The 14,414-nt window shown below is 37.0% G+C and carries 12 protein-coding genes and 1 other annotated feature; all 12 genes read left to right on the top strand.

The window, feature by feature from the left end; translation table 11 throughout:
- Positions 1-128: 128 nt before the first annotated feature.
- A complete protein-coding gene (gene hydG / locus HMPREF0072_RS00635) occupies positions 129-1,547 on the top strand; it encodes a [FeFe] hydrogenase H-cluster radical SAM maturase HydG (protein WP_004826748.1) in 1,419 nt (472 codons plus the stop codon).
- On the top strand, positions 1,531-2,688 hold the full coding sequence (gene hydF / locus HMPREF0072_RS00630; RefSeq protein ID WP_004826747.1) for a [FeFe] hydrogenase H-cluster maturation GTPase HydF: 1,158 nt from the start codon (positions 1,531-1,533) through the stop codon (positions 2,686-2,688). The genes hydG and hydF overlap by 17 nt, the downstream gene beginning before the upstream one ends.
- A 64-nt stretch (positions 2,689-2,752) precedes the next feature.
- Positions 2,753-2,983, top strand: a binding site (T-box leader).
- Between the two features lie 49 nt (positions 2,984-3,032).
- Positions 3,033-4,238 carry a M20 metallopeptidase family protein gene (locus HMPREF0072_RS00625; RefSeq protein ID WP_039930912.1) on the top strand — a complete coding sequence of 402 codons (1,206 nt, stop codon included), beginning with the start codon at positions 3,033-3,035 and terminating at the stop codon, positions 4,236-4,238.
- A complete protein-coding gene (locus HMPREF0072_RS00620; RefSeq protein WP_004826745.1) occupies positions 4,235-5,266 on the top strand; it encodes a methionine ABC transporter ATP-binding protein in 1,032 nt (343 codons plus the stop codon). Before HMPREF0072_RS00625 ends, HMPREF0072_RS00620 begins: the two co-directional genes overlap by 4 nt.
- Positions 5,253-5,918 carry a methionine ABC transporter permease gene (locus HMPREF0072_RS00615; protein ID WP_004826744.1) on the top strand — a complete coding sequence of 222 codons (666 nt, stop codon included), beginning with the start codon at positions 5,253-5,255 and terminating at the stop codon, positions 5,916-5,918. Before HMPREF0072_RS00620 ends, HMPREF0072_RS00615 begins: the two co-directional genes overlap by 14 nt.
- A 67-nt stretch (positions 5,919-5,985) precedes the next feature.
- Positions 5,986-6,864, top strand: coding sequence for a MetQ/NlpA family ABC transporter substrate-binding protein (locus tag HMPREF0072_RS00610; RefSeq protein WP_039930911.1), 879 nt, complete (start codon positions 5,986-5,988; stop codon positions 6,862-6,864).
- Between the two features lie 380 nt (positions 6,865-7,244).
- A complete protein-coding gene (locus tag HMPREF0072_RS00605) occupies positions 7,245-8,129 on the top strand; it encodes a MetQ/NlpA family ABC transporter substrate-binding protein (RefSeq protein ID WP_004826742.1) in 885 nt (294 codons plus the stop codon).
- Positions 8,130-8,228: 99 nt separating this feature from the next.
- A complete protein-coding gene (locus HMPREF0072_RS00600) occupies positions 8,229-8,711 on the top strand; it encodes a glutathione peroxidase (protein ID WP_004826741.1) in 483 nt (160 codons plus the stop codon).
- Positions 8,704-9,195, top strand: a complete 492-nt coding sequence (locus HMPREF0072_RS00595; RefSeq protein WP_004826740.1) for a hypothetical protein — start codon at positions 8,704-8,706, stop codon at positions 9,193-9,195. The genes HMPREF0072_RS00600 and HMPREF0072_RS00595 overlap by 8 nt, the downstream gene beginning before the upstream one ends.
- Positions 9,196-9,437: 242 nt before the next feature.
- Positions 9,438-12,557, top strand: a complete 3,120-nt coding sequence (ileS, locus tag HMPREF0072_RS00590; protein ID WP_004826739.1) for an isoleucine--tRNA ligase — start codon at positions 9,438-9,440, stop codon at positions 12,555-12,557.
- A gap of 104 nt (positions 12,558-12,661) precedes the next feature.
- Positions 12,662-13,111 carry an 8-oxo-dGTP diphosphatase gene (locus HMPREF0072_RS00585; protein WP_004826738.1) on the top strand — a complete coding sequence of 150 codons (450 nt, stop codon included), beginning with the start codon at positions 12,662-12,664 and terminating at the stop codon, positions 13,109-13,111.
- 175 nt (positions 13,112-13,286) lie between these two features.
- Entirely contained in the window at positions 13,287-14,321 is a 1,035-nt protein-coding gene (locus HMPREF0072_RS00580; protein WP_004826736.1) for a lipid II:glycine glycyltransferase FemX, read from the top strand.
- Positions 14,322-14,414: the final 93 nt, after the last annotated feature.

Genomic DNA, 14,414 nt, shown 5'->3' with positions numbered 1-14,414 from the left:
TACCTTATTTTATAAAGATTCTTTATTGACTTCATTAGAATAAATCTAATTTTTTTCTGATTTTATTTTAAATTTGACCAAAAAAGTATTATAATTATAAATGGACATAGAAAAGAAAGAAGGAAAGAATGACAAAATACGATCCTGCAAGTACACATGCAGAAGAATTTATAAATCACGAAGAAATTTTAGAGACCCTTGCCTACGGCAGGGAGAACGCTCACAATAGAAAATTAATCACAGAGCTTCTAGAAAAGGCTAGAAAGGCCAAGGGCCTTAGCCACAGGGAAGCTTTTGTGCTTTTATCCTGCAAGGAAGATGACCTAAATGAGGAAATATTTAAACTTGCCAAGGACTTAAAACACAAATTTTACGCTAATAGGATTGTGCTCTTTGCACCCCTTTATTTGTCAAATTATTGTGTAAATGGTTGTGTATATTGTCCATACCATGGTCAAAATAGGAGCATTCCAAGGAAAAAACTAAGCCAAGAAGAAATCAAAGAGCAGGTAATTGCCCTCCAAGACCAAGGCCACAAGAGACTAGCCCTTGAAGCTGGAGAAGACCCAATAAATAACCCAATTGACTACATACTTGAGTCTATCCATACAATTTATAATATCAAACACAAAAACGGGGCAATTAGGCGTGTAAATGTTAATATCGCAGCTACAACTGTAGAAAATTATAGGAAATTAAAAGAAGCTGAGATTGGTACCTATATCCTCTTCCAAGAAACCTACAACAAGGAAAACTACGAAGCCCTCCACAAGTTTGGTCCAAAATCAAATTATGCCTACCACACAGAAGCCATGGACAGGGCTATGGAAGGTGGCATTGATGACGTGGGCATGGGAGTGCTTTACGGACTTGATTCTTATGAATACGAATTTATTGGCCAACTCATGCACGCTGAGCACATGGAAGCTCGTTTTAATGTTGGACCTCACACAATTTCTGTGCCAAGAATCCAACCAGCTGACGATATCGACCCAGATGATTTTGACAACTCCCTATCAGATGATATGTTTGCAAAACTTGTTGCCTGCATCAGGATTTCTGTCCCATATACAGGCATGATTGTCTCAACCCGTGAGTCAGAAGCTATGAGAAATAGGCTCTTAGAATTAGGAATTAGCCAACTTTCTGGTGGATCAAAGACATCTGTTGGTGGCTATACAGAACATGAAACCAAGGGAAGTGACCAATTTGAACTAGCTGACAACAGGACTCTTGATGAGGTTGTAAACTGGCTAATCGAAAAAGATCACGTTCCATCCTTCTGCACAGCCTGCTATAGGAAGGGTAGGACAGGTGAAGTCTTCATGGGCATGGTCAAAAAACATGGTATAGGCAATATCTGCCATCCAAACGCCCTTGTGACCCTAAAAGAATACGCTGTTGACTACGCAAGTGAAAAAACTGTAGCAAATGCTGATATGCTAATAAAAAGAGAACTAGAAAATATCCCAAATCCAGAAGTGAGGGAGAATACTAGGGAAAATATCAAACGTGTTGAGGAAGGTCAACGTGACATCTATATCTAAGACAAGCCTTAGCGAAAGAGTCTATATAGGGATTTTTGGTAAGACCAACTCAGGCAAATCTACCCTGTTAAACTACCTAACAGGGCAAGATGCTGCCATAGTTTCTCCGATTGAGGGCACAACTACAGACCCAATCAGAAAGGCGATGGAAATAACTGATTTTGGGCCAGTTGTCTTTATAGATACGGCAGGAACTGCAGATGAAACTCAGCTTGGCAAGGAAAGATACGAAAAAACTCTGGCAGAAATAGACAAGGTGGATGTTTTTCTTTATGTTTTAAGTTCTGGAGATGATTTAGAAATCATCCCAAAATTCAAAGACAAACCGGTAATCTACATGGCAATGAAGGTTGATACTGGCGAAGGAAGTCAAATCCTAAAAGCTTTTGCAGGAAAAAATCCAATCGGCGTAGACCTTGCATCTACAAAATCAAGGGATGAAATTTTTTCTAAAATAAAAGCCCTTTACAAAAAAGAAGACCTCACTATTACCAAAAACTTGGTCAAAAAAGGTGACATGGTAGTCCTTGTCATGCCCCAAGATGCGGCAGCACCAAAGGATAGGCTTATAAAACCACAGGTGATGACTATCAGGGAAATTATCGACAAGGGGGCAAGTGCTATTTGCACTGACCTTTCTAATTTTGAAACAACTATTAAGAGCCTAAATAAAATTGACTTAATAATTACCGACAGCCAGGCCTTTAAGGAAGTCTACGAGAAAAAACCAAGCGATGTAAAACTTACAAGCTTTTCAGTTTTATTTTCAGCCTTTAAGGGGGATTTGGAATATTTTGTAGAATCAGCTAAGGTTTTGGATGGGGATATAAAAAATATTATAATTGCCGAAGCCTGCAGTCATCCTCCGGTAGATGAAGACATAGGAAGTGTGAAGATTCCAAAGCTTATAAAGAGAACTCACCCAGATATAAATATAGATTTTGCTAGGGGAAATGATCCAATAGCCTATGAAAAATATGACCTAATTATAGCTTGTGGCTCATGTATGTTTAATAGGACCCATGTTTTATCTAGGGTAGCAAAGGCCAAGGAGGCTGGCATTCCTATGACTAATTATGGGATAGCCATTGCAAAATTAAATGGAATCCTTGAAAAAATCAGCCTTCCAGATGAAAAATAAAAAAAGATTTGACAGGAAAATTTTTAAATGGTATTATACCATTATCAATGAGATAAAAGTTTTAAAAAACCATATGACAAGAAGAGTAGTTTAGAAGAATCTTTTTTAGAGAGCTCCGGTTGGTGAAAAGGAGCAAAGAGGCGACTAGATGAAGATGGCCTTGGATGGGATGGGTCGATATGAGATCCGTACGGGAATTCCCGTTATAGAATTAGAGTATGTTTGTACTTGATGAGTGTATGTTTGGGTGACCAAGCATAAAATAAGGTGGTAACGCGATTTAAACGTCCTTATATTCCTATGTGGAATATGGGACGTTATTTTTTTACGAAAAAGGAGCAACAATGACCTTAGGAGACAAAATAAATCAAGCAATAAAATTAAATAAAGAAGATATAATAAAAACTCGCAGATACCTCCACGAAAACCCAGAAGTGTCAAGCAAGGAGTTTGAAACAAGCAAGTACCTTAAAAAAAGGTGCGAAGAGTTGGGCTTTGTTGTGGAAGATGTGCCGGGTTCAACTGGTTTCACAGCCTTATTTGATACAGGTAGGCCTGGCAAGACTCTTGGAATCAGAACCGACTTAGATGGTCTTGCCATCCAAGAAGACCCCTACAATCTCAAAGAGAAAAAGCTGGTTGTATCCAAAAATCCTGGCGTATCTCACGCTTGTGGTCATGATAGCCATATGACTGTGGCAGTGATTGCAGGGAAAATCCTCAAAGACTTGGCAGATGAAATAAGTGGTAAACTTTATCTTATCTTTGAAGAAGCTGAGGAAACTGGAGCAGGCATTGATGCAATGCTAGAGCATTTAAAAGATAAGGGCCTTGACGCAGTTTACGGCAACCACCAAAGCCCAGCCCTAGATGTTGGGAAATTTTCCATCGTAGAAGGTCCTGCCTATGCGGGTTGTGCTGGGGTTGACTTTGATGTAATAGGAAAGGGTGGTCATGGTTCAAGACCTGACAAGGCAGTCAATCCTCTAATAGCAACAGCCCACATTATTACGGGCCTAAATTCAGCTTGGAATAACCAGTTGGATTTGGAAAAGCCTGTGAGTTTGGGAATTGGAGCTATCAATGGAGGCTCTGCTGCCAATGTGATTTGCGATAGGGCAAATGTTAAAGGAACTTTAAGGTTTTTCGACCTAGATGAAGGCAAAAAGGCCCTTGAGCTTTTAAAAAACATTGCAGACCTAACTGCAAAAGCCCACGGTTGTTCTGTAGTCTTTAACGACTATAGCAAAATTGTGGCAGAACCAGTTATCAATGATGAAAACTTGGCGAAGAAAGTTAAGGAAAGTCTTAAAAGCTTGTATGAAGATGCTTTAATAGCAAGTCCTAAGCTTTGGATTTCAGAATCATTTTATGGTTATTCCAAGCTTTGCCCCACAATTTTCGTAAATTTCGGTACTAGAAATGAAGCGGAGGGAAAGGCAAGCGACCTTCATACAGCAAAATTTGACCTAGATGAAAGGGCGATTGACTATGCACTAGGTCTTGCAATTAAGTTTGCTATAGATTTTTTGAAAGAGAGCGATAAATGATAGAATTAAAAAATATAACAGTTGACTTTGATGGATTCAAAGCAGTAGATGATGTTAGTTTGACAATTAAAGAGCAAGACACCTTTGGGATTGTAGGTTTTTCGGGAGCTGGCAAGTCAACTCTTGTTAGGACCATAAACCTCCTCCAAAGACCAAGTAAGGGCCAAGTCCTAATTAACGGAGAAAACCTCCTAGACTTATCAAATAAGGACTTAAGGGCAAGAAGAAAAAAGATTGGCATGATTTTCCAACATTTCAACCTTCTAAACAATCTTACAGTTATAGATAATGTAATATTTCCAATAAAAAAAGATAAGTCTTTGAGTAAGGAAGAAAAAAGAAAAAAGGCCTTAGACCTCTTAGAAACAGTAGGAATCAAGGATAAGGCTAATGCTTATCCAAGTGAATTATCAGGTGGCCAGCAACAAAGATGTGCCATAGCAAGGGCTTTGGCTTCTGATCCAGAAATCCTACTTTGTGATGAGGCTACAAGTGCCCTAGACCCAAAGACAACCAAGCAAATATTAAAATTGCTTAAGGACTTAAACGACAAGCTAAGGTTAACTGTAGTAATAATCACCCACCAGATGGACGTGGTAAAAGACCTTTGCAACAAATGTGCAGTAATGCAAGATGGCAAGGTCATAGAATGTGGTTCAACTTTGGATATATTCTCAGATCCAAAAAACAAACTCACCAAGGAATTTGTGGAAACTTCTACCAATATTTCAGAAACTATAGATGAAGTTAAATCCAATATAGGCATCCTTAAGGATGATGAAATCCTTGCTAAATTATCATATTTGGGCCAAGCAACCACAGAACCAATTATCAATGAATTATTCGAAAAATTTGGAGTTAGGACAAATATCCTAGCAGGTAATATAGAATTTATCAACGGAACAGCAGTCGGCAACTTAATCGTAAGCTTTAAGGGCGATGACGATAAGTTGGTAGAAGTAAGCACTTATCTAAAGGATAAGGGTACAAACTTAGAAATATTAGGAGGTAAGGATGGGATTTTTTAGTTATTCCCTATCAATAAAAGACAGGATTATAAGTGATTTTAAAGTAACTCTATATATGTTAGTTATATCTGCTATTTTTGCAGGCATACTGGGACTAATCTTGGGCGTAATAATGGTAGTTACGGATAAGGATAGGATTTTAGAAAATAGGATAATTTACAGTATCTTAGACAAATTAACCAACCTCTTTAGGGCCATCCCCTTTGTAATCTTATTAGCCCTTATAGCTCCCTTTACCAAAGCTATAATAGGAACAAGGATAGGAGCTACAGCAGCTATTGTGCCTTTAACATTTTCTGCAGTTCCATTTTTTGCAAGACAGGTTGAACAAGCTCTTGCAGATGTTAATAGTGGAAAGGTTGAAGCCGCAGAAGCTATGGGACTTAGCCCTGTAGAAATTATTACAAGAGTTTACCTTAGAGAAGGACTTCCAAGTTTAATCAGGGTTTCATCTATCACCCTAATTTCACTCTTGGGCCTTACTGCTATGGCTGGTACTGTTGGAGCTGGTGGTATAGGCGATCTAGCTATAGCCGTTGGCTACCAAAGGTACAAAGACGATGTCGTAATAGTATCAGTTATACTAATTTTAATTGTAGTTTACCTTATCCAAGGTATAGCTAATTACTTAATTAGAAAGACAAGTCATTAAGGAAATCATCTTGAGAGAGATTTCATATAAATTTGTTGGAATGTTGCTAAATAAAAAGGAGAATAAAATGAAATTAACTAGCAAAATAGCCCTAGCACTAGGCTTGATAGTGACTTTAACAGCTTGTGGAAGCGGAGCGGAAAAGAAGGAAGAAGCTCACAAAGAAGAAGCCAAGACAGAAAGCAAGGACACAGGAGAAACAGCAAAATCAACTGACCCAGTCCATATAAAAATAGGTGTTGTTGGTGAATACAACGAAGTATTAGAAGAAGTTATCAAAAGATATGAAAAGGGAACAGGCAATACTGTTGAATTAGTAAAATTCTCAGACTATGCTCAACCAAATGAAGCTCTCCTTGCTGGAGATATAGACTTAAATGCCTACCAACACTATAAATTCCTAAAAGAATTTAATGAAGATAAGGGAAGCGACCTTGTATCTATAGGAGATACCATGCTTGCACCAATAACCCTATATTCTCATAAGGTTAAAAAACTTGAAGACATAAAAGAAGGGGCAAAAATAGCTATACCAAACGACCCATCAAACGGATCTAGAGCCCTATTCCTACTTCAAGATGCAGGCCTAATTAAAGTTGAAGGCGAACCTGGAGATACAATTGGAGTAGATAAGATAAAAGAAAATCCTAAAAAGCTTGATATTGTAGAAATGGACGCATCTCAAACAGCAAGAAGTCTAGATGACGTAGACTGCGCAGTAGTAAACGACACCTTCGCCCTAGACGCAGGCCTAGACAAAAACGAAGGAATCTACGTAGAAAATCCAAAGAGTGACTCAGTAAAACAATACATCAACCTAATAGCAGCAAGAAAAGAAGACGAAAACAACGAAGCCTACAAAGAGTTTGTAAAATATTATCAAACAGATGAAACAAAGGCTGACTTTGAAAGAATAACCAAGGGAGCATGGATACCTGCTTGGTAACCCGCCCTGGTGGGTCGCAAAGTAGCGCAGCGCTTTGCGATTTATTCCCAGACTTGTTTAGAAAAAACAAGGCTGGCTTTATATGAACGAGAAATCCCCTTGTATGGGGATTTCGCAGTGGTGTTATAGAAAAGAAAAGAACAAAACTTTGATATTTTATAATAAACAAGATACCGACTTGCAAATTAGCGAAGCGATTTGGGATTAATTGCCCATCCTTGTTTAGAAAAGGCGAGGTTGGGTAATTCTAGCTAGAACTCAAATTGAGTTTTACATAGGATTAAAAAAGAAAAGAATAAGAAAAGAATAAGTTAATAAGAAAAGAATAAGTTAATAAGAAAAGAATAAGTTAGAAAAAAAGAAAAGGATAAGGAATAAATATGAAAAAAATCAGCAAAATTTTAATAGCTATACTTGCATTAGCAAGTTTTACAGCTTGTGGAGCAAAAAACCAAGAAGCAAAGGCTGAAAAAGCGCCTGAACAAACTAAGACAGAAGCAGCTAGCGAAGATAAGTTTAAGGATAAGGATGTAATAAAGCTTGGACTTATTGGCGAAAACAACGAAGATTGGGAAGATGCTGCCAAAAGATTTGAAAAGGCAACAGGTAAAAAATTAGAAATAGTTAAATTTTCTGAGTACAGAGAACCTAACGAGGCCCTGATTGCTGGAGATATTGACATAAATGCCTTCCAACACAAAAAATTCTTAGAAGATTTTAACCAAGCATCTGGTTCTGATATAGTTTCTATAGGCGATACAGCCATAGCACCACTTGGTATTTATTCATCAAAAATTAAAGATATAAAAGACCTCAAAGATGGAGCCAAGGTTACTATTCCTGATGACCCATCAAACGGAGCTAGGGCCCTATTCCTTCTCCAATCTGCTGGTTTAATTAAAGTAAATGGCAAGGAGGGAGATGCTATAACTCCTGCTGATATAAAAGAAAATCCAAAAAAATTGGAAATTATAGAATTATCAGCAGCCCAAACAGCAAGGAGTTTGGATGATTCTGATATAGCAGTTATAAACTCAGGAATGGCAGTAGATGCTGGTTTTATCCCAACTAGAGATGCTATCTTCCTTGAAGATTATAAGGATCCAGCCAAGGCAATTTATGTAAATATAGTAGCTTGCCTAAAGGAAAATGCCAACAGCGCTACCTTAAAAGACTTGGTAGAAAATTATTACCAAACAGCAGAAACTGCAAAAATAATTAAAGAAAAAACAAAAGGTTCATCAGTACCAGTCTTTGATTATTAAAACTAGCCCAGGCTTTAACCTGGGTTTTTTATTATAAAATATATAAACTGAATTTCATCAAAAAAGCTGTATAATGCTTATATAAGGTGAGGAGTTATTATGACAACAATTTATGATTTTACAGTTAAAAATGATAAGGGCGAAGACGTTAGCCTAGACAAATATGCGGGCAAGGTCTTATTAATAGTAAATACTGCGACCAAATGTGGTTTTACCAAGCAATATGATGGTTTAGAAGAACTTTATAAAAAATACAAGGATAGGGGTTTTGAAATCCTAGATTTTCCTTGCAACCAATTTGCAGGCCAAGCACCTGGCACAATCGAAGAAATTAACAATTTCTGTGAATTAAACTTCGGAACAAGCTTTGATCGTTTTGATAAAATAGAAGTAAATGGAGAAAATGAAGCCCCACTTTACACTTATCTAAAAGATCAAATTTCTGGTAAAATCTCTAAAAAAATTAGGTGGAATTTCACAAAATTTTTGATAGGTAAGGACGGAGTGCCTGTCAAAAGATACGATTCAATGAAAAAACCAGCCAATATTGCGAAAGATATAGAGGGACTTTTAGATGCTTAAGGATAAGTTTGTAGATTTAGCCTACGACTCATTGAGATATTACCTTGAAACAGGCAAATACCTTGATGAGTACGACGAGGAATTTAAGGATAACCACAACGGAGTTTTGATACAAATTAGCAAGGGTGACAGGCACGAAAGGTCAGGTTCAATTTACCCAACCAGGGCCAACATCGCCCTAGATATTATCCACGAAGTGGTAAATTTAGGAGTTTTTGATAATGCCTTTGCCCTTAAGCTATCAGACTTAGATGATATTTATATTCAAGTTTTGGAGATAAATAAGGTAGAGCAAATCGAAAACATCGAAGATTTTGGAGTTTATTCTGGACTCCTTCTTTCCTACGCCAACAATCCTGTGATTGTTTTTAGGGAAGAGTACGAAACAGACTACCAGATGTTCGAAGATGCCAAGGACTTGGCAAATGTAGATGACTTTAATATCTATACCCTAGAAAAATTTAAGATTATAAGACATATTTGACAAAAATCGGGTAAAACAGTACATTAGAGTAAGAATAATGACTATATAAAGAAGAGTAATTTATAAAAAACTTTCAGAGAGGCATGGTTGGTGAGAATGCTAGGTTGATATAAATGAAAATCATCTTTATTGTTTGCTGGGTGAATCAATTAGCCTAGCAGGAATGCCAAGCCTTAAGAGCAAACTAGGAAATAAGTGGACCGTCTGTATGGACGGTCCTTTTTTATTAGAAAGGAAAAATTATGTGCGACTTAAAATTTGAAGAAGTCAATTCCAAAGATGTTAAATCTAGGGAAGCGAAACTAAAAGATTATTGGAATGAAATTGACCTTTTAGGAGAAACCTTCAAGACACGTGAAAATGCGGATGAATACGTAATATACGATGGACCTCCAACAGCTAACGGCAAGCCAGGTATCCACCACGTTATAGCAAGGACCCTAAAAGATATGACCAGCCGTTACAAAAACATGAAAGGCTACAAGGTTTTAAAAAAAGCTGGTTGGGACACCCACGGTTTGCCAGTTGAAATCGAAGTTGAAAAGCAGCTAGGTTTCCACGATAAAAACGATATTGAACAATATGGTATAGAAAAATTCAACCACCTATGTAAGGAATCTGTTTGGAAATATTCTGATATGTGGAGAGATATGTCAGACAGGATGGCTTTCCTTTATGATATGGACCACCCATATGTAACTATGGATAATAATTACATAGAAACTGAGTGGTGGCTTTTAGATCAAGCCTTCAAGAAGGGTTATATTTATGAGGGTGCTAAGGTAATGCCATACTGCCCAAGATGTGGTACAGGACTTGCCAGCCACGAAGTTGCCCAGGGTTATGAATTTGAAAAGACCCTCACCCTTACAGTTAGGTTTAAGAAAAAGGGAGCTAGTAATGAATATTTCCTAGCTTGGACAACTACACCATGGACTCTTCCATCAAACCTTGCCCTTGCTGTTAATCCTGACCTTGACTATGTAAAAGTCTTTGACAAGGAAGATGATTGTTATTATTACATGGCAAAATCTTTGATGGCAAAACTCATGGATAAGAGAGACTATGAAGTAGTAGAAGAAATGAAGGGAACAGACCTAGAGCTTTTGGAATATGAGCAATTGATGCCATATGTTAAGACTCAACCAGGCAAGGCCTTTAAGGTTATCCTTGCTGATTATGTATCAGCAGAAGACGGTACAGGTATAGTTCACATCGCACCAGCCTTTGGTGAGGATGACTACCAAGCCTGCAGAAAATACGATCTAGACTTTATCCAACCAGTTGACCTTGAAGGTAGGTTTACAGAAACTCCTTGGAAGGGTGAATTTGTTTTTGATACAAATGAAAAAATCTGGAGACATTTACAAGAAGAAGGAAAAGTTTTTGCCAAGGAAACAATGGAACACAACTATCCACACTGCTGGAGATGCCATACACCTTTGATTTATTATGCAAGACCATCTTGGTACATCGAAATGAGCAAGTTCTCAGGCAAGATGGTAGAAAATAACCAGACTGTAAACTGGTTCCCACAAACTATCGGTGATAAGAGATTTGGAAACTGGCTAGAAAATGTAAAAGACTGGGCAATTTCAAGGTCAAGATATTGGGGAACACCCCTAAATATCTGGAGATGCGAGTGTGGCCATACAGACACAGTTGCAAGTCGTGCTGAACTTAAAGAGCGTGCAATCGAAGATATTTCAGAAGATATTGAACTTCATAGACCATATGTAGACAATGTCCACATCAAGTGTGACAAGTGTGGTGGCACTATGACTAGGGTGCCAGACGTATTAGACGTTTGGTTTGACTCTGGAGCTATGCCTTTTGCCCAACTACATTATCCATTTGAAAATAAAGAGCTTTTTGAAAAAGGCTATTACCCAGCAGACTTTATCTGCGAAGGTATCGACCAAACTAGGGGTTGGTTCTATTCATTAATGGCAATTTCAACCATTACCATGGGTAGGGCGCCATATAAAAATGTCCTTGTAAATGACTTAGTAGTAGACAAAAATGGTCAAAAGATGTCAAAATCAAGAGGCAACACCCTTGATCCTTTTGCACTTTTTGATAAGTATGGGGCAGATGCAGTGAGATTTTATTCTCTCTATGTTTCTCCAGCTTGGATGCAAACTAAGTTTGACGAAAAAGGCCTTGTTGAAGTTAAAAACAACTTCTTTAGGACTTTTGAAAATGTCTATAACTTCTTTAGCCTCTATGCAGGCACAGATGGGCTCACTTTGGCTGATATCAAATCTTTTGAGGGGGTAAAAGTAGACGGAATTGACCGCTGGTTATATTCTAGATTAAATTCCCTAATCAAGTCTTATTATGAAGAAATGGAAAACTTTGAATATAACAAGGTAGTTCACGAAATTTCTGACTTTGTAGTTGAAGATCTTTCAAACTGGTATATCAGACGTAATAGAAAGAGATTTTGGTCTCAAGAATTAACAGATTCTAAGAAGAGCGTTTATAAGACAACCTATGATGTTTTGCTAAGCCTATCTAAGTTAATTGCGCCAATTACACCATTCTTGGCAGAAGAAATCTACCAAAAATTAACTGGAGGAAAGACTGTTCACACAGAAATCTTACCACAAGTAGATGAAAGCCTAATAGATACCAAGTTAGAGGCTGATATGGACCTTGTAAGAAAGATTGTAAACCTTGGTCGTGCTTCTAGAGAAAAGGAATCAATCAAGGTACGTCAACCACTTTCAAAGATAATTGTAGATGGATCTTATAAGGAAAGACTTGAAAATCTTCTTGGTTTGATTAAGGAAGAATTAAATGTTAAGGAAGTTGATTTCGAAGATGATCTTTCAGCTTTCATGGATTATTTCCTAAAACCAGACTTCAGAGTTGTAGGTAGAATTTTCCAATCAAAGGTAAATGATTTTGCTAAATACCTTGCCAATACAGATGCTAAGACCTTTATAGACCAGGTAAATGAAGGCCCTGTTAAGGTAGAAATCGGTGGGGAAGAATTTGAAGTTAGCAAAGATTACCTAGATATAAGAATAACAGCCAAGGAAGGTTTCGATGTAGAAATTGACGGCAATGTCTTTGTTATCCTTGATACAGAAATCACCGAAGACCTAAAAGATGAGGGTTACGCTAGAGAATTTATCTCAAAAATCCAAAACCTAAGAAAGGATTCTGGTTTTGAGGTAACTGATAGGATAAATATTTCTTATGACGCTGACGCAGACCTAGCTAAGTCACTTGATAAGTTTGCAGAAGATATCAAAAAAGAAACTCTTGCAGATAAGTTAGAACAAACAAACTTAGATGTAAATCCAATCGAACTTAACGATAAGGAAATTAAAATTAGTCTAGAAAGACTATAAATATAAAAAAGCCTGTGACTTATTGACCCCAACTTCCATGTGTTGGGTGGGGTTATACTTGCAGGCTTTTTTCTTTTGCTATATAATCTCACAAGGAGTGCGATATGAAAACAGTTTTAATGAATATGGTAAAAATTTATAATAAAAAGACCGGTCAAGTTTTAGTTCTTGATAAGGTAAAAAAATACGGTTGGGAAGGACTTACCTTTCCTGGTGGTAAGGTTGAATTTGGGGAATCTTTTGTAGACTCTGTTATAAGAGAGGCCAAGGAAGAAACCAACCTTGATATAAAAAATCCGAAGTTAGTCGGAATCATTACATGGATTTCTGATGAAGGAAAAGATGTAGGTCTTATCTATGAAACTACTGATTTTGATGGAGAATTGGTAGAGGAAAATAGGGAAGGCAGACTCTTCTGGATGGATTATGAAGAATTTAAAAATATACAACCCAAATCCATGTCCATGGATAAGATTCTCGGCATCTATGAAGGTGATTATAGGGAAGTCTTCTGGGATTTTAGGAATGGGAAGGAAGAAATATTTTATTTTTAACAATGACTTGGTTAAACCAGGTCTTTTTTCTATCAAAACTTACATAAATAAATGTAGATTTAATAAATTTCATGATATAATTAAATTAGAACTATTGTAAAGGTATGGGGCATGTGATAAAATAATGGTAAGTGTTAGACTATATACCAAACACTGAATTTAGAATGGAATACAAATGATATTAGATAAAGATAATAAAAATTTATTAAAAAAATATAATAACTTTATTAAAAATTCTCCATATGGTCATTTCCAACAGGATATTAGATGGGCAGAGCTTAAAAGTGGCTGGGAGAGTGTATATTTTTATATAGAAGAAGCAGGCGATATTAAAGCAGGCTTATCTGTTATATACATCAAGGATAAAAGTGTAGGTAAAAACTTTTTCTATGGGCCAAGGGGACCAGTTTGCGACCCTAAAAATGTTGAGGATTTCTGCAAACTCATAGAAGAAGCAAGCGACTTTGCTAGGTCTAATGACGGATTTTTACTAAGGATAGACCCTTACTTGCCACATGATGAGGGTCTAGAAAAATCTTTTGAAGAACATGGCCTTAATTTTAGACGAGATAAGACCAGGTCCAGCCAACCTTTGCTAAACATGGTATTAGATATAGATGGTAGGAGCGAAGAAGAGATTCTATCTAGCTTTAGTAAAAATACTAGAAAACATCTTAAAAAATCTTATAGGGATGGGATTATTACAAAAACCCTAGCAGAAGATGGTATAGATATTCTCTATAAACAAATCGAAGATACAGCTGTAAGGGCAAAAATTGGCCATAGACCTTATGAATATTTTAAAACTCTATACGAGCTTTTCAAAGATGAAATTAGACTATCTGTCGGCTATTACCAAGAAGAACCAGTTTGTTCGTCTCTTCTTTTATGCTACGGCAATAGGGCAACATCGCTTTATGGCGGGTCTAATGATGATTACAAGAGTATGGGTCAAAATTACCAGCTTAACTTTGAGGAAATCAAATATTGTATCGACCATAATATTAGCTACTATGACATGGGTGGAATATTTGAAACTGACGGCAGCGATGGCTTATATAATTTCAAGAAAAAATTCACCGAAGATAATGTATTCGAAAGCATTGGCGAGTTAGATGTGGTTGTTGATCATGAAAAATATGAACTCTATATGGAAAATTTAAACCCACATTTTAAGAGAGAGGAAGAAGAGCTTAACAGAAATTCTTGATTATAAAAACAACAAGTAGGGAAGGCTCTGATTAAGTCTTTGGATGGTGTTCATTTTGGAAGTGGTAAGGAAAGTAGCGAGCAACAAAGTTAT

It is taken from the genome of Anaerococcus lactolyticus ATCC 51172, from assembly GCF_000156575.1.
GTDB classification, from domain to species: domain Bacteria; phylum Bacillota; class Clostridia; order Tissierellales; family Peptoniphilaceae; genus Anaerococcus; species Anaerococcus lactolyticus.
Note: the sequence above shows the minus strand (reverse complement) of the source record. Positions and strands in the feature narration are given on the sequence as shown.